13 protein-coding genes are annotated in these 21,147 nt (G+C 65.0%); 7 read left to right on the top strand and 6 right to left on the bottom strand.

Features of this window, described 5'->3' with window-relative positions; translation table 11 throughout:
- Complete coding sequence (locus tag ACEN8U_RS27705) at positions 1-4,398, top strand: translocation/assembly module TamB domain-containing protein (RefSeq protein ID WP_310105822.1); 4,398 nt, start codon at positions 1-3, stop codon at positions 4,396-4,398.
- Between the two features lie 129 nt (positions 4,399-4,527).
- Here ACEN8U_RS27705 and metG read toward each other — a convergent pair whose 3' ends face one another.
- Together metG and ACEN8U_RS27695 are read right to left on the bottom strand one after the other, a co-directional pair.
- Positions 4,528-6,675, bottom strand: coding sequence for a methionine--tRNA ligase (gene metG, locus ACEN8U_RS27700; RefSeq protein WP_015001989.1), 2,148 nt, complete (start codon positions 6,673-6,675; stop codon positions 4,528-4,530).
- Between the two features lie 461 nt (positions 6,676-7,136).
- A complete protein-coding gene (locus tag ACEN8U_RS27695) occupies positions 7,137-7,790 on the bottom strand; it encodes an OmpA family protein (RefSeq protein WP_013587489.1) in 654 nt (217 codons plus the stop codon).
- 411 nt (positions 7,791-8,201) lie between these two features.
- Here ACEN8U_RS27695 and apbC point away from each other — a divergent pair, with 411 nt between their 5' ends.
- The 5 genes from apbC to ACEN8U_RS27670 all read left to right on the top strand — a co-directional run bounded on the left by apbC (position 8,202) and on the right by ACEN8U_RS27670 (position 14,021).
- On the top strand, positions 8,202-9,290 hold the full coding sequence (gene apbC, locus ACEN8U_RS27690) for an iron-sulfur cluster carrier protein ApbC (protein ID WP_310105825.1): 1,089 nt from the start codon (positions 8,202-8,204) through the stop codon (positions 9,288-9,290).
- A 152-nt stretch (positions 9,291-9,442) separates the two neighbouring features.
- On the top strand, positions 9,443-9,976 hold the full coding sequence (locus ACEN8U_RS27685) for a superoxide dismutase family protein (protein WP_013587491.1): 534 nt from the start codon (positions 9,443-9,445) through the stop codon (positions 9,974-9,976).
- Between the two features lie 399 nt (positions 9,977-10,375).
- Complete coding sequence (gene dcd, locus ACEN8U_RS27680) at positions 10,376-10,945, top strand: dCTP deaminase (protein ID WP_013338490.1); 570 nt, start codon at positions 10,376-10,378, stop codon at positions 10,943-10,945.
- An 86-nt stretch (positions 10,946-11,031) separates the two neighbouring features.
- Positions 11,032-13,317, top strand: a complete 2,286-nt coding sequence (locus tag ACEN8U_RS27675) for an arginine/lysine/ornithine decarboxylase (protein ID WP_310105828.1) — start codon at positions 11,032-11,034, stop codon at positions 13,315-13,317.
- Between the two features lie 2 nt (positions 13,318-13,319).
- Positions 13,320-14,021 carry a lysozyme inhibitor LprI family protein gene (locus ACEN8U_RS27670; protein ID WP_310105830.1) on the top strand — a complete coding sequence of 234 codons (702 nt, stop codon included), beginning with the start codon at positions 13,320-13,322 and terminating at the stop codon, positions 14,019-14,021.
- Between the two features lie 22 nt (positions 14,022-14,043).
- Here ACEN8U_RS27670 and ACEN8U_RS27665 read toward each other — a convergent pair whose 3' ends face one another.
- The 4 genes from ACEN8U_RS27665 to zwf all read right to left on the bottom strand — a co-directional run bounded on the left by ACEN8U_RS27665 (position 14,044) and on the right by zwf (position 19,262).
- Complete coding sequence (locus ACEN8U_RS27665) at positions 14,044-14,970, bottom strand: bestrophin family protein (RefSeq protein ID WP_310105833.1); 927 nt, start codon at positions 14,968-14,970, stop codon at positions 14,044-14,046.
- Between the two features lie 138 nt (positions 14,971-15,108).
- A complete protein-coding gene (locus ACEN8U_RS27660) occupies positions 15,109-17,025 on the bottom strand; it encodes a bifunctional transcriptional regulator/glucokinase (RefSeq protein WP_041745056.1) in 1,917 nt (638 codons plus the stop codon).
- Entirely contained in the window at positions 17,003-17,749 is a 747-nt protein-coding gene (gene pgl, locus ACEN8U_RS27655) for a 6-phosphogluconolactonase (protein ID WP_015001994.1), read from the bottom strand. The genes ACEN8U_RS27660 and pgl overlap by 23 nt, the downstream gene beginning before the upstream one ends.
- A 49-nt stretch (positions 17,750-17,798) precedes the next feature.
- On the bottom strand, positions 17,799-19,262 hold the full coding sequence (zwf, locus tag ACEN8U_RS27650; protein ID WP_310105838.1) for a glucose-6-phosphate dehydrogenase: 1,464 nt from the start codon (positions 19,260-19,262) through the stop codon (positions 17,799-17,801).
- Between the two features lie 506 nt (positions 19,263-19,768).
- On the opposite strand from zwf, the gene ACEN8U_RS27645 reads away from it, so the two are divergent.
- Positions 19,769-21,016, top strand: a complete 1,248-nt coding sequence (locus ACEN8U_RS27645; RefSeq protein ID WP_013587498.1) for an ABC transporter substrate-binding protein — start codon at positions 19,769-19,771, stop codon at positions 21,014-21,016.
- The last annotated feature ends 131 nt before the right edge of the window (positions 21,017-21,147 follow it).

The following is a 21,147-nucleotide window of genomic DNA, read 5'->3' as shown; positions in this document are numbered from 1 at the left end:
ATGACCACGGACGTTTCCGCTCAACCTCCCGCGCCGCCGCCTGGCAACGAGCCGCCCGGCGCTCCGGAAGCGGGGCCGCCGGGGCCGCCGGGGCCGCCGCCAAAGCGCCGCGGCGCCGCGCGTCTGCTGCTGAAAACGCTTGGCTGGACGCTCGTCGTGCTGGTGCTGCTGGTCGCGCTGGCGCTCGGCCTGCTGTATGGCGCCGTTACCACCGAGCGCGGCACCGCGTACGCATGGCAGGCGGCGGTCAAGCTGCTGGGCGGCAAGCTGACCGGCACGCTCGAAGGCGGCGCGCTCGCCAACGGCGTGCGGCTGCGAGCCGTGCGCTGGCGCGCGCTTGACGGCAGCGGCACGGACATCCAGATCGACCGGGTGTCGGGCCGCTGGGAGCTCACGCGCGAACCGTGGCGCTTCACGATCGACTATCTCCATGTCGGCACGGTGGATGCGCGCATCGGCGCGTCGTCGCCGGGCAGCAACGAGCCGCTCAAACTGCCGCAAGACCTGCGTCTGCCGATGCAGCTCGAAATCCGCGACGCCCAGGTGGACAGGCTGTTGCTGCGCCAGGGCACGTCGACGAGCGAGTTTGCGCACTTTGCTTTTCACGGACGCAGCGACGGGCGGCATCACGAGGCTGCCGTCGAGCGGCTCGACACGCCGTTCGGCGCGGTGACGGCGTCGGCGAAGCTCGACGGCGTGAAACCCTTTCCGCTCACCGGCGACGTCGGTTACTCGGGGAAGGTCCGCGACGAGCCGGTGCAGGTGGGCGGCCATCTGAGCGGGTCGCTGCAGAATCTCCTCGCTGAACTCGATGCAAGCGGCATGAAGCTCGCCGGCCGCGCCGAGGTCGAGGCCACGCCGTTCGCCGAGGTGCCGCTCAAGCGCGCCACGCTGAGCTTCGATCACGTCAACCCGCAGGCGTTTGCGCCGGGCGCGCCGCTCGCCGATCTGTCGGTGAGAGCGGAGTTGCAGCCGGTGGGGCAGGCGGTCGGCAGCGGGGGTTTTGACGGTGCGAAAAATGCCCCCGATGCGGCCGGCGCGAGCGCCCGTTTGCCTTCCAGTTCCGGTGCAGCCGTGACTGGCAGCGCCGCCGAGCGCCGCGCGCAGGCGCAGTCGCAGGCGGCAAGTTCCACCCGCCCGCCCGCCGTTGGCAAACCCGCCGGCAAAACCGCCGCCGCCCCGTTTGCCGTAGCTGGCCATGTCTCGATCGTCAACGCGCGCCCGGGCGCGATCGACCAAAACCTGCTGCCGCTCATCGACGCTAACGCCGACGTGCGCCTCGACGCCGAGGCGCAACGCATCTCGAACCTGGCCGTCCGGCTGGTGAAAAGCGCGACACTCACCGGCGGCGGCACGCTGGCGGGCAAGCGCGGCCAGTTTGATCTGCAGGTCGCGGGACTGGACCTGAACGCACTCGAGGCGACCGTGCGCCCGACGCAGCTTGCTGGGCCGATCGCCATCCGTCTGAACGACGATATTCAAAGCGTCACGCTCGATCTTGCCGACCCGAAGGCGGCGCTGCGCGCGCAAGGCAAGCTCACCATGGACCCCGCACGGCTCAGTTTCAACGACGTGCGCATTACCTCGGGCAAAGGCCGCATCGAGCTCTCCGGCGCGCTCAAGCACGACGCGAATTCGAGCTACAACCTGAAGGCGCAACTGACCGACTTCGACCCGTTGACGCTGACGTCGCAAATGCCGTCGCGCAAGCCGGTCGACGGGCCTTCCGCGCCGCAGAACGCGGCGAGAGGCAAGCTCGCCGCCGAAGCCGCGGCGCAAGTGGGCAGCACCGCTGGTGCAAAAAGCGCGGCCCCGGCCGACAAAGCGGCGGCGGCCGTCGCGAACACCGGCAAGGCCGTCGTGAAGACGGAGGTCATGGCGCGCAAAAAACCAGCGCCGAAACGCACGGCGCCGCCCGTGCGCAAGATCGAGGCGAGGGTCAACGGCACCCTGTCCGCCACCGGCATGCTCACTCCGGCTTTCACGACCAAGGCCGAGTTCCGCCTCGGCCCGAGCGTCTATGACGGTCTGCCGCTGACGGGCGGCGGCACCGTGCAGCTGGCGGGCTCGCGCATCCTGCCGAGCCGCGCGAACCTGTCGGTGGCGGGCAACCAGGTCGATCTCGCGGGCAGCTTCGGCGCGCGCGGCGACCGCTTGCGCTTTCATATCGACGCCCCGGCACTCGAGCGCCTCGGCTTCGGCCTCGCCGGGCTCATTGCCGCCGACGGCGATCTGACCGGCTCGTTCGATCATCCGAATGTCGTGCTGAACTACAAGGCCGACAGCGTCGTGCTGAGCAGCAACCGCATCGGCCATGCAGAAGGCCACGCCGAATTGCGCGACGGCGCGAACGGTGCGCTGGTTTTCACGACCGACGCGCGCAACGTGAGCGCGGGCGGCGTGGATCTGGCCACGCTCACCGCGCGGCTTTCGGGCACGCGCGCCAATCATTCGCTCGAAGCCGCCGCGACCGGCAAGCTGCAGGACCGGCCGCTCGATCTGACGCTCGCGGCGAACGGCAAGCTTACCGAGGCGCGCGACGGCACGCACTGGGACGGCACCGTGACGCGTCTGCAAAACCGCGGCACCCCGGCGCTGAATCTGGAGTCTCCGCTCGCCGTCAGCGCCGGCCCCCGCCGCCTGACGCTCGGCGCGACGCGGCTCACGCTCGAAGGCGCGGTGCTGAGCCTGAAATCGTTCGCGCTCGACCACGGCCGGGTGCAATCGGCGGGCAGTCTGACCGGCATTTCGCTCGCGCGCCTGCAGGATTTGCGGCGCGAGATCACCGGCGCGCCGCCGGCCGTCAAGACCGATCTGATTTTCGACGGCGACTGGGACTTCGCGCTCGGCAGCACGGCGAGCGGGCATATCCAGATAAAGCGCCGCAGCGGCGACGTCACGGTCGAGATCGGCCGCGGGCTGGCGTCGCTCGGCATTACCGATATCGGCGCGCGCGCCGACTTCAGCGGCGGCAGCCGGCTCAACGCGACGCTGCATGCGCAGGCGAGCCGCATCGGCGTGATCGACGCCGACGCGCACACCACGCTTGTCGCGCGCGAGGGCTTCCTGACCGTCGACGACGAAAGCGCGCTCACCGGCAATGTGAGCGCCAATGTGCCGTCGCTGAAAACCACCGGTGGGCTGTTCGGGCCGAGTTATCTGCTCGACGGCCATCTCGCGCTCAAGCTCGCGCTCGGCGGCACGGTCGCGAAGCCCAATCTGACCGGCTCGCTGCTCGGCGACGACCTCTCCGCCACGCTTGTCGATCAGGGCGTGCAGCTGAAGGAAGGCATTGTGCGCATCGCGCTGTCGCACAATCTCGTGGACTTCCAGCAGGTCGAATTCCACGGCGCGAGCGGCACCTTGCGAGCCACGGGCCGGGTGCGGCTCGACGGCGCGGAGCCGGATCTGACGGCGAGCATCGTCGCGGACAAGCTCGAGCTTTTTGCCGCGCCGGACCGCAACCTGTCGCTGACGGGCAGCGCGACGGTGGCGAACGCGGGCGCGCAGGGCGGCATGGCGATCAACGGCAAGTTCGTCGTCGACCATGCGCTCTTCGACATGCCGGAGCAGTCGGCGCCCAAACTCGGCGACGACGTCGTCGTCGTGCGTCCGGACGGCACCGTGGCCGGTGAGCGGCCGCAGCCGGTGCCCGGCAGCAACAAGCCGATTGGTCCGTTCGCGCCGCGTGCGAACATCGACATCAGTCTCGGCGACAACTTCCGCTTCCGCGGGCAGGGCGCCGATCTCGGCCTGACCGGCACCATCACGGCAATGAGCGCGCCGAATCTGCCGCTGCGCGCGGTCGGCAACGTCCGCGTGACGCCGGGCTCCACCTACACCGCGTTTGGCCGCAAGCTCAACATCGAGAACGGCTTTTTTACGTTCAACGGACCGGTGGCCAATCCGGGCATCAACATTCTGGCGATGCGCCGCAACCAGCAGGTCGAAGCCGGCGTGCAGGTCACGGGCACGGTTCAGTTTCCCGTCGCGAAGCTCGTTTCGGAGCCGAACGTGCCGGACAACGAAAAGCTCTCGTGGCTGCTGTTCGGCCACGGCACGGATCAGGGCAACAACCTCGGCCAGCAGAGCACGATGACCACGGCGCTCGCATTGCTCGGCAGCGCGAGCGGCAAGCGGATCGCGCAGACGTTCGGCCTCGACGAGTTTTCGATTGGCCGCAGCGAGGTCGGGCTGACCGATCCGCAGGTGGTGATGGTGTCGAAGGCGATCAACGAATGGCTGGTGATCGGCTACGAACAGGGCTTGCAGTCGGCAAGCAATGCGATCAAGGCGACCATCAACCTGACGCGCTACTGGTCCGTCGCCGCTTACGGCGGCACGTTCGACGGCATCACGCTGCTCTACACGCGGCGTTATGACCGGATCAAGTGGTGACGCGTTGGTCACGCTTTAGTCACGTATTGGTGACGTATTGCGTGGATGAAAAAACGGCACGCCTTTTCAGGGGCGTGCCGTTTTTCTATTGCGAAGGGAAGCGGGGTGCTCCCGCCTCGTTCCCAACAGTTACTTGACGCGCATGCCCGGCTTCGCGCCGCTGTGCGGCTCCAGCACGTAGAGCCCCGGCTCGGCTTTTTCATCCGCCGCCGACGCGGCCAGCACCATGCCTTCGGACAGGCCGAACTTCATCTTGCGCGGCGCCAGATTCGCAACCATCACCGTCAGCTTGCCGATCAGCTGCTCCGGCTGGTACGCGGACTTGATGCCCGAGAACACGTTGCGCGTTTTCTCCTCGCCCACATCCAGCGTGAGTTGCAGCAGCTTGTCCGAGCCTTCCACCGCCTTGCAGTCGACAATTTTCGCGACGCGCAGATCGATCTTCGCGAAGTCGTCGATCGAGATGACGCCGGGCGTTTCGTCATGCGCGGCCGCAGCGGTCGTTGCGGCTTTCGCGGCCTTCGACTTCGTCTTCGCGTCGGCAGCAGGCGCGGCCGTTTCCGGCGTGGCTTGCAGCGACTCGCGATTGGCGGCGAGCAGCGCTTCGATCTGTTTCGGATCGACACGCGTCATCAGATGCTTATAGGCGTTGATGGGACGCGCCGAGCTGAGCGGCACATTCGCGTCCGCCCATTGAAGCGGCTCGATGCCGAGGAATGCCTCGACCGATTCCGCCAGCTTCGGCAGCACGGGTTTCAGCGCGACCGACAGCAGCCGGAATGCCTCGATGCTCACGCTGCAGGTTTCATGCAGCGCGACTGCGTTGGCCGGATCTTTAGCCTGGTCCCAGGGCTTCGCGGTGTCGACGTAAGCGTTGACCGCGTCGGCCAGTTCCATGGTGTGGCGCAGCGCGCGGTTGTACTCGCGTGCCTCGTAGTTCGCGGCGATTTGCGGAATGGCGGCGCGCAGCGTGGCGAGGAGCGGATGCTGCATCGCGCTGTCCTGCACGCGGCCTTCGAAGCGCTTGATCAGGAAACCCGCGGCGCGGCTCGCGATATTCACGTACTTGCCGACCAGATCGCTGTTCACGCGCGCCTGGAAGTCGTCGAGGTTCAGGTCGAGGTCTTCCATCGTGCTGTTCAGCTTGGCCGCGAAGTAGTAGCGCAGCCATTCCGGATTCAGCCCGGTGTCGATCACGCTCTGCGCGGTAATGAAGGTGCCGCGCGACTTGGACATTTTCGCGCCGTCCACCGTCAGAAAGCCGTGCGCGAACACGTTGGTCGGCGTGCGATGGCCCGAAAACTCGAGCATGGCCGGCCAGAACAGCGTGTGGAAATACAGAATGTCTTTGCCGATGAAGTGATACTGCTCGGCCGTGGAGCCCTTGCGGACCCACGCGTCGAAGTCGAGACCGCGCTTTTGCGCGAGGTTCCTGAAGCTCGCGTAATAGCCGACCGGCGCGTCCAGCCACACGTAGAAGTACTTGCCCGGCGCGCCCGGAATCTCAAAGCCGAAGTACGGCGCGTCGCGCGAGATGTCCCAGTCGGCGAGCTTCGCTTCGCCCGCGTCGCCGAGCCACTCGCGCATCTTGTTGGTCGCTTCCGGCTGCGCGAGGCCGCCCACCCACGCGCGCAGGAAGTTCTCGCAGCGGGGATCGGAGAGGCGGAAAAAGTAGTGCGTCGACGTCTTGCGAACCGGCGTGGCGCCCGAGACGACCGAATACGGATTGACGAGTTCGGTCGGCTGATAAGTCGATCCGCATACTTCGCAGCTGTCGCCGTACTGGTCTTTCGCGCCGCATTTCGGGCACTCGCCCTTGATGAAGCGGTCCGGCAGGAACATTTCCTTGACCGGGTCGTAGGCCTGCTCGATGTCGCGCGCCTCGATCAGCCCGGCTTCCTTCAGCGCGAGGTAGACGTTCTCGCTGAGGACGCGGTTCTCTTCCGAGTCGGTGGAATAGTAGTTGTCGAACGAAATGCCGAAGCTGTCGAAATCGCGCTTGTGCTCCTGCCAGACGCGGTCGATCAGCTGCTTCGGCGTCACGCCTTCCTTTTCGGCGCGCAGCATGACCGGCGTGCCGTGCGTGTCGTCGGCGCCCACGTAATAGACCTCGTGCCCGTGCATTCGCAGCGCGCGGACCCAGATGTCCGTCTGGATATATTCGACCAGATGGCCGATATGAATTTGCCCATTCGCGTAGGGAAGGGCCGACGTGACGAGAATCTGGCGGCGGCCCGACGGCGCGCCTGCGGTGAGATCGGTTGCGGGTGCTGACATAAGGATGGTGGGAGCCTGCGGTGGGACGAAAGGTCGATTCTAGCAGGGCGGACGCCCGCCGGGCGCGGGCTCGCGCGGACCTGGGGCGGTGCCGCGCCGGTGCCGCGCCGCTTGCCGTTGCGAAAAGCGAGCGCCCAAAAAAAACCGGGGCGATTAACCCCGGAGCAACAACGACAAGAGGAGAATGGTGACGCGGCGGCTTCGCCAGCCACGTACCGTAAAGACAGACAGCGGATTTCCGCGAGAGTTCGAAATTTTTTCGTTCCCAGGTGAGATTTTCTGCGCTGGACGTTTTACGGCGTTGGCGTCACCCGGTGCGCCAGCGTTGGCACCGCCGCTGGCGGCCACCGCGCAGGCAGCAGCCGGTGCGCGCAAGGCGCCCGGCGCCGCCTGACACTCCGCCCGCGCGCGGCGGCCCGGCGCGCTTCACGGCCGGCCCGCCGCTTTTCTCCGCGCTGTCCTTATTGCGTCGTGTGTTGCGCCGTGGCGCGCAGGTAGATTTCCACGCGACGGTTGGCGGCGCGGCCGGCTTCCGTGCTGTTGTCGGCGATCGGCTGGTTCTGGCCCATGCCCTGCGCCGACAGGCGCTGCGGCGCGACGCCGCGTTGCTCGAGGAAGCCCACCACGCTTTGCGCGCGATTGACCGACAGCGTCTGGTTGTAAGCCGGCTGACCGGTGCTGTCGGTGTGGCCGACGACTTGTGCGATCACTTCCGGATTCTGCTGCAGCGTCTGCGTCAGCTGATCCAGCACCGGCGCGAACGAGGGCTTGATCGCGTAGCTGTTGGTGTCGAAGGTGACCGAGCTCGGAATGTTGAGCTTGAGCGAGCCGTCCGGCTGCTCGGTGATCTGCGTGCCGGTGCCCTTGGTCGCGCCCGACAGCTTGTTGTGAATCGCTTGCCAGTTGTAGCCGGTAATGCCGCCCACCGCAGCGCCGACGCCGGCGCCGATTGCCGCGCCCTTGCCGCCGCCGAAGATTGCGCCCAGCGCCGCACCGGTGCCGGCGCCCACGCCCGTGCCGACGGCTGTGTTAGTACCCTGTTGCGAAGCGCAGCCTGCCAGCACGGAGCCGGCAACGGCGAAAACGGCCAGGCGAGTCATGATTTTTGCATTCATTTTTGATTCCTCTCGAGTGAAGCGAATGACGCGCACGAAGCGCGCAGGTAAAGCATTTGCGCAACGTCAAGCCTTGGCGGCGAACGTTGCGGCAGCACAGCTGACTGCTCGCGCCGGGATTGATCCGCGGCAACGGCGCGGGAAATCCCCAGCGAAAACTTGTGGCGAAAAACGCGCCGGTCCGTCTTCAGTCCCGGTCCGACAGTGAAGAAGGGTCTTCCGGCACCGCTTCGCACGAGCCACTACAATAAAGGCTGGCGCGCAGCGATGCGGCCCCACGGCGGTCCGCCTGCCCGAAGGGTGCCCGGCACGCCTGGTTTTCGCAATGCTGCCTAACAATTTCTTGCAAATTCCGGCGCGTGGCCGAGAGTTCGATCGCGCCGCGCCGCAAGTGTTCCCCTCGGAGTGTCAATGAGTATCGATCGGGCATTGGTCGACGCTGCGCTCGCAGCCGTCACTGACCCTAACACTGGCCGGCCGTATGCCGCGGCCAGGAACCTGAAGAACGTCGCCGTGGAGGGTGACACGGTTAGCGTCGCGGTGCTACTCGGCTATCCGGCCACGCGGCAGTTCGAAGCGATCCGCAAGCAGTTCGACGATGCGTTGCGGGCCGTGCCTGGCGTGCAAAACACGCGCGTCGAGGTCTCCCAGGAGATCGCCGCGCATACCGTGCAGCGCGGCGTGAAACTCTTGCCGAACGTTAAAAATATTGTTGCCGTGGCGTCGGGCAAAGGCGGCGTCGGCAAGAGCACGACGGCGGTCAATCTGGCGCTCGCGCTGGCGAGCGAGGGCGCGTCGGTCGGCATCCTCGACGCGGACATTTACGGGCCCTCGCTGCCCGTGATGCTCGGCATCGAGGGGCGCCCGGAATCGCCGGACGAAAAGACCATGAATCCGATGACGGGGCACGGTCTGCAGGCCAACTCGATCGGCTTTCTGATCGAGCAGGACAACCCGATGGTGTGGCGCGGCCCGATGGCCACCTCGGCGCTCGAACAGCTGCTGCGGCAGACCAACTGGCGCGATCTCGACTACCTGATCGTCGATATGCCGCCCGGCACCGGCGACATCCAGTTGACGCTCTCGCAGCGCGTGCCCGTGACGGGCGCCGTGATCGTCACCACGCCGCAGGACATTGCGCTGCTCGACGCGCGCAAGGGCCTGAAAATGTTCGAGAAAGTGGGCATTCCGATTCTCGGCATCGTCGAAAACATGGCCATGCATATCTGCTCGAATTGCGGCCACGAGGAGCACATCTTCGGCGCGGGAGGCGGCGAGCGGATGGGCAAGGAATATGGCGTCGACGTGCTCGGCAGCCTGCCGCTCGACATTGCGATCCGCGAGCAGGCCGACTCCGGCCGGCCGACGGTGGTGGCCGATCCGCATGGGCGGATCGCGGAGATCTATCGCACGATCGCGCGCAAGGTGGCCGTCCATATCGCCGAGCGGGCGCGCGACATGAGCTCGAAGTTTCCCAACATCGTCGTGCAGAACACCTGACGAGCCATGCGCATGCTGCGCCCCGGGCCGGCTGGCCGCGCTCCGGCGCGGTCGCCGGCGTCTGATTCCGCCAGGTCTCGCGGTATCATGTCGACTTCACAGGTTCGGCTCGACGGCCGCAGGGGCGGGCGCCAGGCCGGCAAGAGGATCGCATGGGAAAACGAATCGACGGGCAGGCGGTGCATGCGTTCATCGTCCTGACTGCCAGCAGCCTGCTGCTATGCGGCTGCAGCGCCTTCCTTAGACCACAGGAAAAGCGCGCCGACGCGCAGTTGCTGCCCACCGTGGGCAATCAGGCGCGCGGCCTCGTGACGTTCATCGAGCGCTCGGACGGAGTGCAGGTCTCCTACAATCTGGCGGGCTTGCCGCCCAATAGCGACCACGCGCTGCAAGTCCACGAGCGCGGCGACTGCAATGCCACCGACGGTTCGAGCGCCGGCCAGGTGTTCTCGCCCGCCGCCGAGCGCCTGAAAGCAGGCGCGCGCGTGGAAGGCGACCTCGGCAACATTCACGCAGACGCGAACGGCGTGGCCACCGGTTTTATCGTTGCGCCGGACGTTTCGCTCGACGGCATCCGTTCCGTCTTGCAGCGCGCGGTGCTGCTGCATCACGACGCCACCGATCCCTACGCGTACCCGCAGCACGGCGCTGGTCCGGCGCTCGCTTGCGGCGTGATCCGGCAATGAGCGGACGCGCCGGCGGCCCGGCGGTTGAGCCTGGCGTTCTGGCCCGCGCATTTGGCCCACGCGTTTGGCCCACGCATTTGGCCCACGTCTTGGCCCCTATTCGGCCCCGCATTGTGGCCGCATTTTGACCGCTTGTTGCCACGCTTACTGCAAGATCAACCGTCCGCGATCCGCATCTGCAGCAGCCTCGTCGTGATCGCGTAAAATAAGCGCCTTTCGTCGCGCCGTCCGGCTGGCGGCATCGCAAGGCGCGCCAGCGAGTGGTTGCACAAGCGGCTGCGCCCGGGCGCCTCGCCGGGGTTTTGACCCGACGCGCGCTAATCCGGCCGCAAGGTATCCGGCACGCGCCGGGTGGTTATCCGTCACACATCTGTTATTCACGTCGAGCAGCGTTCACCTATGACCATCAAATCCGACAAGTGGATCCGGCGCATGGCCGAGTCGCACAAAATGATCGAGCCGTTCGTGCCCGATCAGATTCGCGTCTCCGAGGACGGCCGGAAGATCGTCAGCTACGGCACATCGAGCTACGGCTACGACATTCGCTGCGCCGACGAATTCAAGATCTTCACGAACATCAACTCCACCATCGTCGATCCGAAGAATTTCGACGAGAAGTCGTTCGTGGACTTCAAGGGCGACGTCTGCATCATTCCGCCCAATTCCTTCGCGCTCGCCCGCACGGTCGAATATTTCCGCATTCCACGCTCGGTGCTGACCGTGTGTCTCGGCAAGTCCACGTACGCGCGCTGCGGCATCATCGTGAACGTCACGCCGTTCGAGCCGGAATGGGAAGGTCACGTCACGCTCGAATTCTCGAATACGACACCTTTGCCTGCGAAAATCTACGCGAACGAAGGCGTCGCCCAGGTGCTGTTTTTCGAAAGCGACGAGATTTGTGAAACGTCGTACGCGGATCGCGGCGGCAAATATCAAGGTCAGCACGGCGTCACGTTGCCGAAGACGTGACGTCGGCAGCGCATTGACCCACCAGCTATTCGGGTGACCGCTGCGATTTTCAGAATGCAGCGGTCGTTCTTTTTGGAGAATCGCCCATGAAGTTCCGTTTTCCCGTCGTCATCATCGACGAAGATTTCCGCTCCGAGAACATCTCGGGTTCCGGCATCCGGGCTTTGGCCGAAGCAATCGAGAAAGAAGGCGCGGAAGTGCTCGGGTTGACGAGCTACGGCGATCTGACTTCGTTCGCGCAGCAGTCGAGCCGCGCGTCGTGCTTCATCCTCTCGATCGACGACGACGAGTTGCTGCCCTACGTCGAAAACGTCGTGGTGGAAGGCGAGACGCCGGAGCTCGCGGCCGCCATCGTCGCGCTGCGCGCGTTCGTGACCGAAGTGCGCCGCCGCAACGCGGACATTCCGATTTTCCTCTACGGGGAGACGCGCACCTCGCGCCACCTGCCGAACGACATCCTGCGCGAGTTGCACGGCTTCATTCACATGTTCGAGGACACGCCGGAGTTCGTCGCGCGCCACATCATCCGCGAGACCAAGGTGTATCTCGACTCGCTCTCGCCGCCGTTTTTCAAGGAGCTCGTGAAGTACGCCGACGAAGGTTCGTACTCGTGGCATTGCCCCGGCCACTCGGGCGGCGTCGCGTTCCTGAAGAGCCCGCTCGGACAGATGTTTCACCAGTTCTTCGGCGAAAACATGCTGCGCGCCGACGTCTGCAATGCCGTGGACGAACTCGGCCAGCTGCTCGATCACACGGGGCCGGTCGCGGCGTCCGAGCGCAATGCCGCGCGCATTTTCAGCGCGGACCACGTGTTCTTCGTGACCAACGGCACGTCGACGTCGAACAAGATCGTCTGGCACGGCACGGTCGCGCCGGGCGACATCGTGCTCGTGGACCGCAACTGCCACAAGTCGATCCTGCACGCCATCACGATGACGGGCGCGATTCCCGTGTTTCTCACGCCGACGCGCAACAACTTCGGCATCATCGGGCCGATTCCGCGTTCGGAATTCGAGCCGGAGAACATCCGCAAGAAGATCGCGGCAAATCCGTTCGCGCGCGAAGCGCTGGTGAAGAACCCGAACCTCAAGCCGCGCATTCTGACCATCACGCAAAGCACCTACGACGGCGTGATCTACAACGTCGAGATGATCAAGGAGATGCTGGGCGAATGGCTCGACACACTGCACTTCGACGAAGCGTGGCTGCCGCACGCCGAGTTCCATGAGTTCTACCAGGACATGCACGCAATCGGCTCGGGCCGCCCGCGCATCGGCGCGATGATCTACGCGACGCACTCCACGCACAAGCTTCTCGCCGGCATTTCGCAGGCGTCGCAGATCGTCGTGCAGGATTCGAAGAACAGCCGCTTCGACAAGCATCGCTTTAACGAGGCGTATCTGATGCATACGTCGACGAGTCCGCAATACGCGATCATCGCGTCGTGCGACGTGGCCGCGGCGATGATGGAAGCCCCGGGTGGCACGGCGCTCGTCGAGGAGTCGATTGCCGAAGCACTCGACTTCCGCCGCGCCATGACCAAAGTCGACGCCGAATACGGCGACGACTGGTTCTTCAAAGTGTGGGGCCCGGAGCAGTTCGCCGAAGAAGGCATCGGCTCGCGCGAAGACTGGATGCTGCGCCCGGACGACTCGTGGCACGGCTTCGGCCCGCTCGCCGAGGGCTTCAACATGCTCGACCCGATCAAGGCGACCATCGTCACGCCGGGTCTCGACATGAACGGCGACTTTGGCGAGACTGGCATTCCGGCGGCGATCGTCACGAAGTATCTGGCCGAGCACGGCATCATCGTCGAGAAGACCGGGCTGTATTCGTTCTTCATCATGTTCACCATCGGCATTACGAAGGGCCGCTGGAACTCCATGGTCACGGAGCTTCAGCAGTTCAAGGACGACTACGACAACAACCAGCCGCTGTGGCGCGTGTTGCCGGATTTCGTCGCGCTGCATCCCACCTATGAGCGTGTCGGTTTGCGCGATCTGTGCCAGCAGATTCACAGCGTCTATCGCGCGAACGACATTGCGCGCCTCACGACGGAGATGTATCTGTCGAGCATGGAACCGGCCATGAAGCCGTCGGACGCATTCGCGAAGCTCGCGCACCGCGAGATTGACCGCGTGCCGATCGACGAACTGGAAGGCCGCGTCACGTCGATCCTGCTCACGCCGTATCCGCCGGGTATTCCGCTGCTGATTCCGGGCGAGCGTTTCAACAAGACCATCGTCAACTACCTGCGCTTTGCGCGCGAGTTCAACGAGCGTTTCCCGGGTTTCCACACGGACATCCACGGGCTCGTCGGCGAAATGATCAACGGCCGTATCGAGTATTTCGTCGATTGCGTGCGCGTCTGACAATGCGGCTGAAGAGGACCCTCGCGCTCGCTTTCACCAGCGCGCTCGTGCTGGGCGCCGCGCCGCTCGCGGCGCGCGCCGAAGTCGCCGCCGCTGATCCGATCGACGCGGCCATGCGCACGTGTCTCGCGCGCAGCGACATGTCGTCCACGGCGGGGCAGGTGCAGTGCATGGAGACGGCGCGCATCGGCTGGAAGACCGCGTTGGACAACGCCTGGCGGCAGTTGCAGCCGGAACTGCCGCCGGCGCGGCGCAAACAGTGGGAGAAGAGTCAGGCAGCCTGGCAGGCTTCGCGCGATGCCGAAAAGCAGCTGCTCGCGGCGGTGTTCGCCACCACGCGCGGCACGATGTATGTGCTCGCCGAAGCCGATATGCAATTGCAGCCGGTGCGCGACCGGGCGCTCGTGCTGCGCAGCGCGGTGGCCGACGCGAGTGCGGGCGACTCTCCGCACACGAAGCGTCTGCGGGCCTGTGCCGCCGACGCGCGTTGCGAACACGCGATGTTCGACATGAACCGCTACTACCGCCGTCTGCAAGCGAAAATGCCGCTACACTCGCGCGCCACGCTCACGCGCGCACAAAAGGCGTGGACTGCTTATCTGAACGCGGCCACGCCGCTCGTCGACGAGCGCGGCCGTATTGACATCATCGGGGCACGCGTGGCCACGCTCAAGCGTCTGTCGGAAACGGCCGGCAACCACTAGATCCGCAGCCGAACGCGAGCCGTCAGGTCAGCGCATAGCTCTCTGGCTGCGGACCCGGCAGCTCGAGCGCGGGCTCGCCGCGCAGGTCGCGCATCGCGTCTTCGATCATGACGGACATGGTGTTCAGCGCGAGGTCGTTGTCGTCGGTGCCGAACGGCTCTTCGATTTGCGACGCAATCGCTTCGTGCGCCATGAACGTGTACGCGACGAACACCGAGAACACCGGCGTGAAAATGCCGATGCTGTCCACCAGTCCGAACGGCAGCGACGCGCAGAAGAAGTACACCGTGCGGTGAATCATCACCGAGTAGGCAAACGGCAGCGGCGTGGACGCAATGCGCTCGCATCCGCCGATCACATCCGACAAGCCATTCAGATTCCGGTCGAACGCAAGCACGGCCATCGGATCGATCGCGCCGCTCTGGGCCTGACGCTGTGCCCATTCGCCGAGAAACAGCAGCAACGTGGCCGGCTTATAGCGCGATGCCATGACGCGCTCGAACAGCGCGGGCGGCAGGCGCGGGGCGAGGTCTTCGCGCGGATCGGTCTTGCGAAGCTGATGGCGCAGCGCGTGAGCGAGCGCACCGAGCGCCGCGCAGAATTCGATCAGCTCTTCTTTCGGCAACGGGCGCGTGCGCAAGGTGAGCGCTTGGCGCGTCAGCGAACGCGAGTCGTTCAGCAACTGGCCCCACAGCTTGCGGGCTTCCCACCAGCGGTCGTAGCTCGCGTTATTGCGAAAGCCGAGAAACACCGCGAGCGCGATGCCGACGAGCGAGAACGGCGCGGTCGTGTTGAGGTTCAGCGAGATCGGCAGCAGATGGTCGTGCGCCGCGACCGCAATCACCGCAATCGCGAGAATGAGGGCGAGCCGCGGAAGCAGCTGCGGAAGGACCGAGCCCCGCCAGGCGAGCAGCATGCGGAACCAGTGGAGATGCGGACGAATGATCATCGGTATGCGTGGCCGTAAGCGATGGAGAGTCTATTATCGCTGCTCGACGCGGCCCCGCTTCGATCTGCCGCGCAATATAAAAGATGCAATGCAAAAGGCCACGCTTTCGCGTGGCCTTCCTGCAGGCATCGGCCAGAACTAGTCGCGAGCCGATGAAGCTGCGCCGTGGCTGAGCCAGTCGAGCACGGCGGTGGCGTCGTCGTCGGCGCCCTGACGCACTTTGGCCACGGCTTCCGCGACGTCGGCGCTCGGCGCCGCGCGGCGAATTGCCACGCCGACCGCGAGAATGTCGATCATCACGAGATGCAGGATCCGCGAAATCATCGAGAGCTGCGACTCGCGAATTTCAATGTGATCGGTTTCGAGCGCGACCGTGGCGCGTTTGGCCAACGGTGTATTGCTCGACGTGATCGCGATCACTTTCGCGCCGGCCTGCATCGCCACATCCAGCACGCGCAGCAGTTCGGGCGCGCGGCCCGACTTCGACACGGCGACGATCACGTCGCCCTTGCCGAGCAGCGCCGCCGACGCCGCCTGCATGTACAGGTCGCCATAGGCAATGGTCGGAATGCCGAAGCGGAAGAACTTGTAGTGCGCGTCCTGCGCGACGATGTTCGAATTGCCGAGTCCGTAAAACTCGATGCGCCGCGCGCCGTTCAGCAGGTCGATGGCGCGCTCCACATGCTCGAAGTTCAGATGCTCGCGCAACTGCAGAATCGCCGACACCGTGTTGTCGAGCACCTTCGCGCCGAAATCGGTCGCGGTATCGCCGAGATGCACCTGGCTATGGCTGACCGGAATCGTGCCGGTCAAACCGGTGGCGAGCTTCAGCTTGAAGTCCGACAAGCCCTGGCAACCGAGCGAACGGCAGAAGCGGATCACCGTCGGCTGACTCACGTCGGCCTTGCGCGCGATGTCGACGATCGGATCGTTGATGATCGAGCGCGGGTGGTTCAGCGCGAGATCGGCGACGCGGCGCTCGGCCGGCGTCAACGCGTCGCGCATCTGCCGGATCCGCTCGAATACCGCCGACGAACTGCCGCCCGCGCGGTTCGACAACTGCTCCGCGAGAATCGCCGAGACACCGAGAAACGCGGGATATTCCGCGGTAATCACATAGGTCGGCACGTTCTGCAGATAGGCTTCGAAGCGGCCCTTCGCCTCGAAGCGCTTGCGAAACGACGAGCGCGCAAAGAATTCGCCGAGCCGCGGCACCACGCCGCCGCCAATGTAAATGCCGCCGAGCGCGCCCAGCGTCACCGCGATATTGCCCGCGAAGGTGCCGAGAATGCCGCAGAACACGTCGACGGATTCGGCGGCGAGCGGCTCGCCGTCCAGCGCGCGTCTGACGATCTCGCGGGTATCCACGTTCGCCGCCACGCGCTTCTTGTCGCGGCCCGCGAGCGCGCGGTAAATCACTTCGAGGCCGGGGCCCGCGGCCACACGTTCGAACGACACGTGCGACCACTTCTTGCGCGCGTAGTGCAGCACGATGTCTTCGCGCTCGTCGGCCGGCGCGAAGGTGGCGTGGCCGCCTTCGCTGCCGAGCGCGATCCAGCGGTCGTCGGCGGGAATCAGACCCGACACGCCCATGCCCGTACCGGGGCCGAGCAGGCCGATCACGCTGTTCGGGCGGCGCGTGCCGCCGCCCACCTGCACGCGCTGCGCATCGGTCAGGCCCGGCAGGGCCATGGCGAGCGCGGTGAAGTCGTTCACGACGAGCAGCGTGTCGAAGCCGAGCGCGCGGCGCGTGGCTTCAATCGAGAAGGTCCAGTCGTGATTCGTCATGCTGACCTGGTCGCCGTCGACCGGGTTCGCAATCGCAATCGCCGCATGATTCACGCGGCCGATCTTCGTGTCCTTCAGATACTTCTTGATGACGTCGGCGACACCGGGGAACTCCGCGCACGGATAAACCTGCACCGAGCCGATTTCTCCCGGTCCGGTTTCCAGCGCAAAGCGCGCATTGGTGCCGCCGATGTCGGCGAGCAGCCTCGGTCCGTCGGCGTGCTGGCCCGCGCCCGGAACAGCCTTAGTTTGCACACCAGTAGACATCGAGTCTCACTCCCTTGTCGTTTGCCAACTGCGAGATGGCATTTTTTTGTAGCGAAGAGGCGGCGGCGTTCAGCACGTCCATCTTGCGCGGTCCTGCGATCAGCAGAAACAGGTGCTTCACTTCCTTGAGCGCCGACAGCGACCAGCTCACGCGCGCATGCGGCGCGCTGCCGGGATGCACGGCGACAAAGCGCTCGGCGGTGGTAATGGCATGGTCCCATTCGGGCGCGTCGGCGAAGATCGACGCGGTATGGCCGTCTTCGCCCATGCCGAGGATGGCGACGTCGGGCACGTTCGCAAAACGCGGGTCGGCGTTGAGCGCGGCGACATGCGAGTGCAGATCCTGCGACGTGTCGACGAGCGGCCAGAAGGTGGTGTTGTGCGCGGCGTTCTGCAGCAGCGTGGCGTGCACGAGCTGCGCGTTGCTTGCGCTGTCCGTCTCGGGCACCCAGCGGTCGTCGACGAGCGTGACGGCGATGCGCGGCCAGTCGAAGCTTTGCGTGGACAACGTCTGCAGGAACGGGCGCGGGCTGCTGCCGCCGGACACGGCGAGCAGAGCCGGGCGCGCGCCGGCGTTGGACATACCGGCCGTGGACGCGCCGGCAATACCGGCGTCCGACGTTGCCGCCTGGGCGGCCAGCGACGCATGTAACGCGTCGCCGACAGCCTTCGCCAACGCGTCGGATTGGGCGCGTTGATCGTCGAAAGCGTGAAGCTCGATCACTTCTCCTCCGTGCTGCTTTTTTGTTAGCGCGGCGACTATCCGCCGCGAATCAATTCTCTTCTTCGAGCCAGCAGGTGCCGTGCTGCGCGAGCATCGCGCTGGCGGCAGCAGGGCCCCACGTACCCGACGCATACGGCTTCGGCGGTTTGTTCGAAGCCTTCCATTCGTTCAGGATCGGTTCGACCCAGCGCCACGCGGCTTCCTGCTCGTCGCGCCGCACAAACAACGCAAGGCGCCCGTTGATCACGTCGAGCAGCAGACGTTGATACGCCTCCATCTGCCCTTCGCGGAAGAACTGGTCGAACGCGAGGTCGAGGTGAACGCTTGCGAGATTCATGCCTTCACCCGGCTGCTTCGCGAGACAGTACAGGCGAATCGTCTCGTTCGGCTGCAAACGGATCACCAGACGATTCGCGCCCGCGCGCAGCGCCGACGCGCCCAATGCCGAATGCGGCACCGGGCGGAAATTCACCACGATTTCCGCGACGCGGTCAGCGAGCCGTTTGCCGGTGCGCAGGAAAAACGGCACGCCGGCCCAACGCCAGTTTTCAATCTCCACCTTCAGCGCGACGAAGGTTTCCGTCGTGCTGTTCTGCTTCACGCCGGGCTCCGTCGCATACGCCGGCACGGCATTGCCGCGAATTACGCCCGAATGATACTGGCCGCGCACCGCAACCTTGCCGATGTCGAGCGGATTGATCGGCTTGAGCGCCCGCAGCACGCGCAGTTTTTCGTCGCGCACGGAATCGGAGTCCATCGAATGCGGCGGCTCCATCGCGACGATGGAAAGCAGTTGCAGCAAATGGTTCTGCACCATGTCGCGCAGCGCGCCCGTATTGTCGTAGAAATCGCCGCGTGCTTCGACGCCGAGTTCTTCGGCGATCGTGATCTGGATGCTTTCCACCCACTCGCGGCGCCACAGCGGTTCGAACAGGGCATTGCCGAAGCGCAGCGCCAACAGGTTCTGCACGGGTTCTTTGCCGAGGTAGTGGTCGATACGGTAGATCTGCTCTTCCGCGAAGATTTCGCCGACCGCGTCGTTGATCGCATTCGACGACTTGAGGTCATAGCCGAGCGGCTTTTCGAGCACGATGCGCGCGTTTTCGTTGAGCCCGACCGACGCCAGCGCGCGGCAGATCGGCACGAAGAGCGACGGTCCCGTGGCCAGATAAAACACGCGGATGCCGGGCAGGTCTTTCACCGCGTCGCGCAGCAGCACGAAGTCGTCAGGATTGCCGAGGTCGATCTTCGCGAACTCGATGCGTGCGAGAAAGCTCGCCCATGCGGCTTCGTCGACGCCGTTCTTCGACACATGCGGCTTGACGTGCTCGTTGACCCACTGAAGGTATTCGCTGCGATCCGCCACGTGACGCGCGACCGCGACGATCTTGCCGCTGTCGGCCAGCATGCCGCCCGCACGGTGTGCTTCAAACAGCGCGGGGAGAATCTTGCGCATCGACAGATCGCCGGTTCCGCCGAAGAGAACGAAGGTGAAGCTTGAATCGGTTTGCATGAGTCTCCGTCGATGTCCTGGGGCCGCCGCGCTGACCGCTTACTGCCCGGAAAGGGCGACCGTAGTCCGATAAAATATTTTTTGACACTGAATTGTAGTTTAACTACAATCCAAATCAAGAGGTAGCGCTAATTCGATGAAAAAAGCGTGCGCGGGCAGGTAGGCTGCGCGTTTCGCGAATCGGCAGGCGCTCCCCTCGCATGTTAACGGACAACGGGACAACGCCTGCCGGCATCGGCGAACGGGTGGCCCCGGTTGACGTGCAAGGCACCTCGAGTCTGCCGCGCGACGCGGGCGGGCAAAAATCAAAAGAGGAGACAGTCTTTGCATCCCGAACCACTCATCTCTTGAGCTTCCAGCGGCCGACATCGGTCCGCCGGCACATGCGCCGCATGCGCCCGACCGTGCTCGATCGCCCAGTGTTTTGCCTGTTTGAACCAACCACAGCACCCTGGCGACATCAGGGGCCATTCGTTTTTTGTTCAGGTGTCTGGAGGAGATAAGCAATGAAATTTCGCGCGATCATGGGCGCTCTGTGCGCCGCAGGTCTGATGTGTGGCGTCTCGGCTGTGCAGGCGGCCGAGTCGGTCGAAGTGTTGCACTGGTGGACCTCGGGCGGCGAATCGAAAGCCGTCGGCGTCCTCAAGGACGACATGACGAAGCAAGGTTACACGTGGAAGGACTTTGCGGTTGCAGGCGGCGCGGGCGCGGCTGCCATGACGGCACTGAAGACGCAGGTGATCTCGGGCAATGCGCCGAGCGCCGCGCAGATCAAGGGCCCGCTGATCCAGGATTGGGCTTCGCAAGGCGTGCTGGTGCCGATCGACTCCGTCGCCGGTGACTGGAAGAAGAATCTGCCGCCGGAAATCGACAAGATCATGCACGCGGACGGCCACTACGTCGCGGCGCCGTTCTCGGTGCATCGCGTGAACTGGCTGTATATCAACAAGGCAGCGCTCGACAAGGCAGGCGGCAAGGTGCCGACCACGTGGCCCGAGTTCTTCGCGGTGGCCGACAAGATGAAAGCCGCGGGCATCCAGCCGATCGCGATGGGCGGCCAGCCGTGGCAAGACCTGACGCTGTGGGAAGACGTCGTGCTCTCGCAAGGCGCGGACTTCTACAAGAAGGCGCTGGTCGACCTCGACGAAAAGACGCTGACGTCGGACAAGATGGTCGGCGTGTTCGACACGGTCCGCAAGATCCAGGGTTACTTCGACGCGGGCCGCACGGGCCGTGACTGGAATCTGGCAACGGCCATGGTCATCAACGGCAAGGCCGGCATGCAGTTCATGGGCGACTGGGCGAAGGGCGAATTCGCCAACGCCGGCAAGAAGTCGGGCTCGGACTATGTCTGTGCCGCTGTGCCGGGCACCGAAAAGTCGTACACGTTCAACGTCGACTCGTTCGTGTTCTTCCAGCAGAAGGGCCAGAAGGCTGCAACGCCGGGCCAGCTTGCTCTCGCGAAGACGATCATGTCGCCGGAATTCCAGGAACAGTTCAGCCTGTACAAGGGCTCGATCCCGGTGCGTCTCGGCGTGTCGATGGCGAAGTTCGACGACTGCGCGAAGAAGTCGTACGCGGATGAGCAAACCGCGATCAAGTCGGGCGGCTACGTGCCGTCGCTTGCTCACGGCATGGCTCAGCCGGACGCGGCAGCCGGCGCGATCTCCGACGTCGTCACGAAGTTCATGAACTCGCAGCAGGATTCGAAGAGCGCGGTTGCGGCGCTCGCGAAGGCAGCGAAGACCAAGTAAGTGAAGTAGCGAAGGGCGCGTCCGGGTATCGGCGCGCCCTTCGCGCCGTTGATCGCGTGAATTGGCGTCATGCGGTGTGCGTCCCTGGCACGCGCGCGCATCCGATGCACGCGGCTTCACCTGACAGTTCC

The sequence above is a fragment of the Paraburkholderia phenoliruptrix genome, from assembly GCF_047325075.1.
Lineage (GTDB): Bacteria > Pseudomonadota > Gammaproteobacteria > Burkholderiales > Burkholderiaceae > Paraburkholderia > Paraburkholderia phenoliruptrix.
This window is presented reverse-complemented; position numbering and strand designations above follow the sequence as displayed.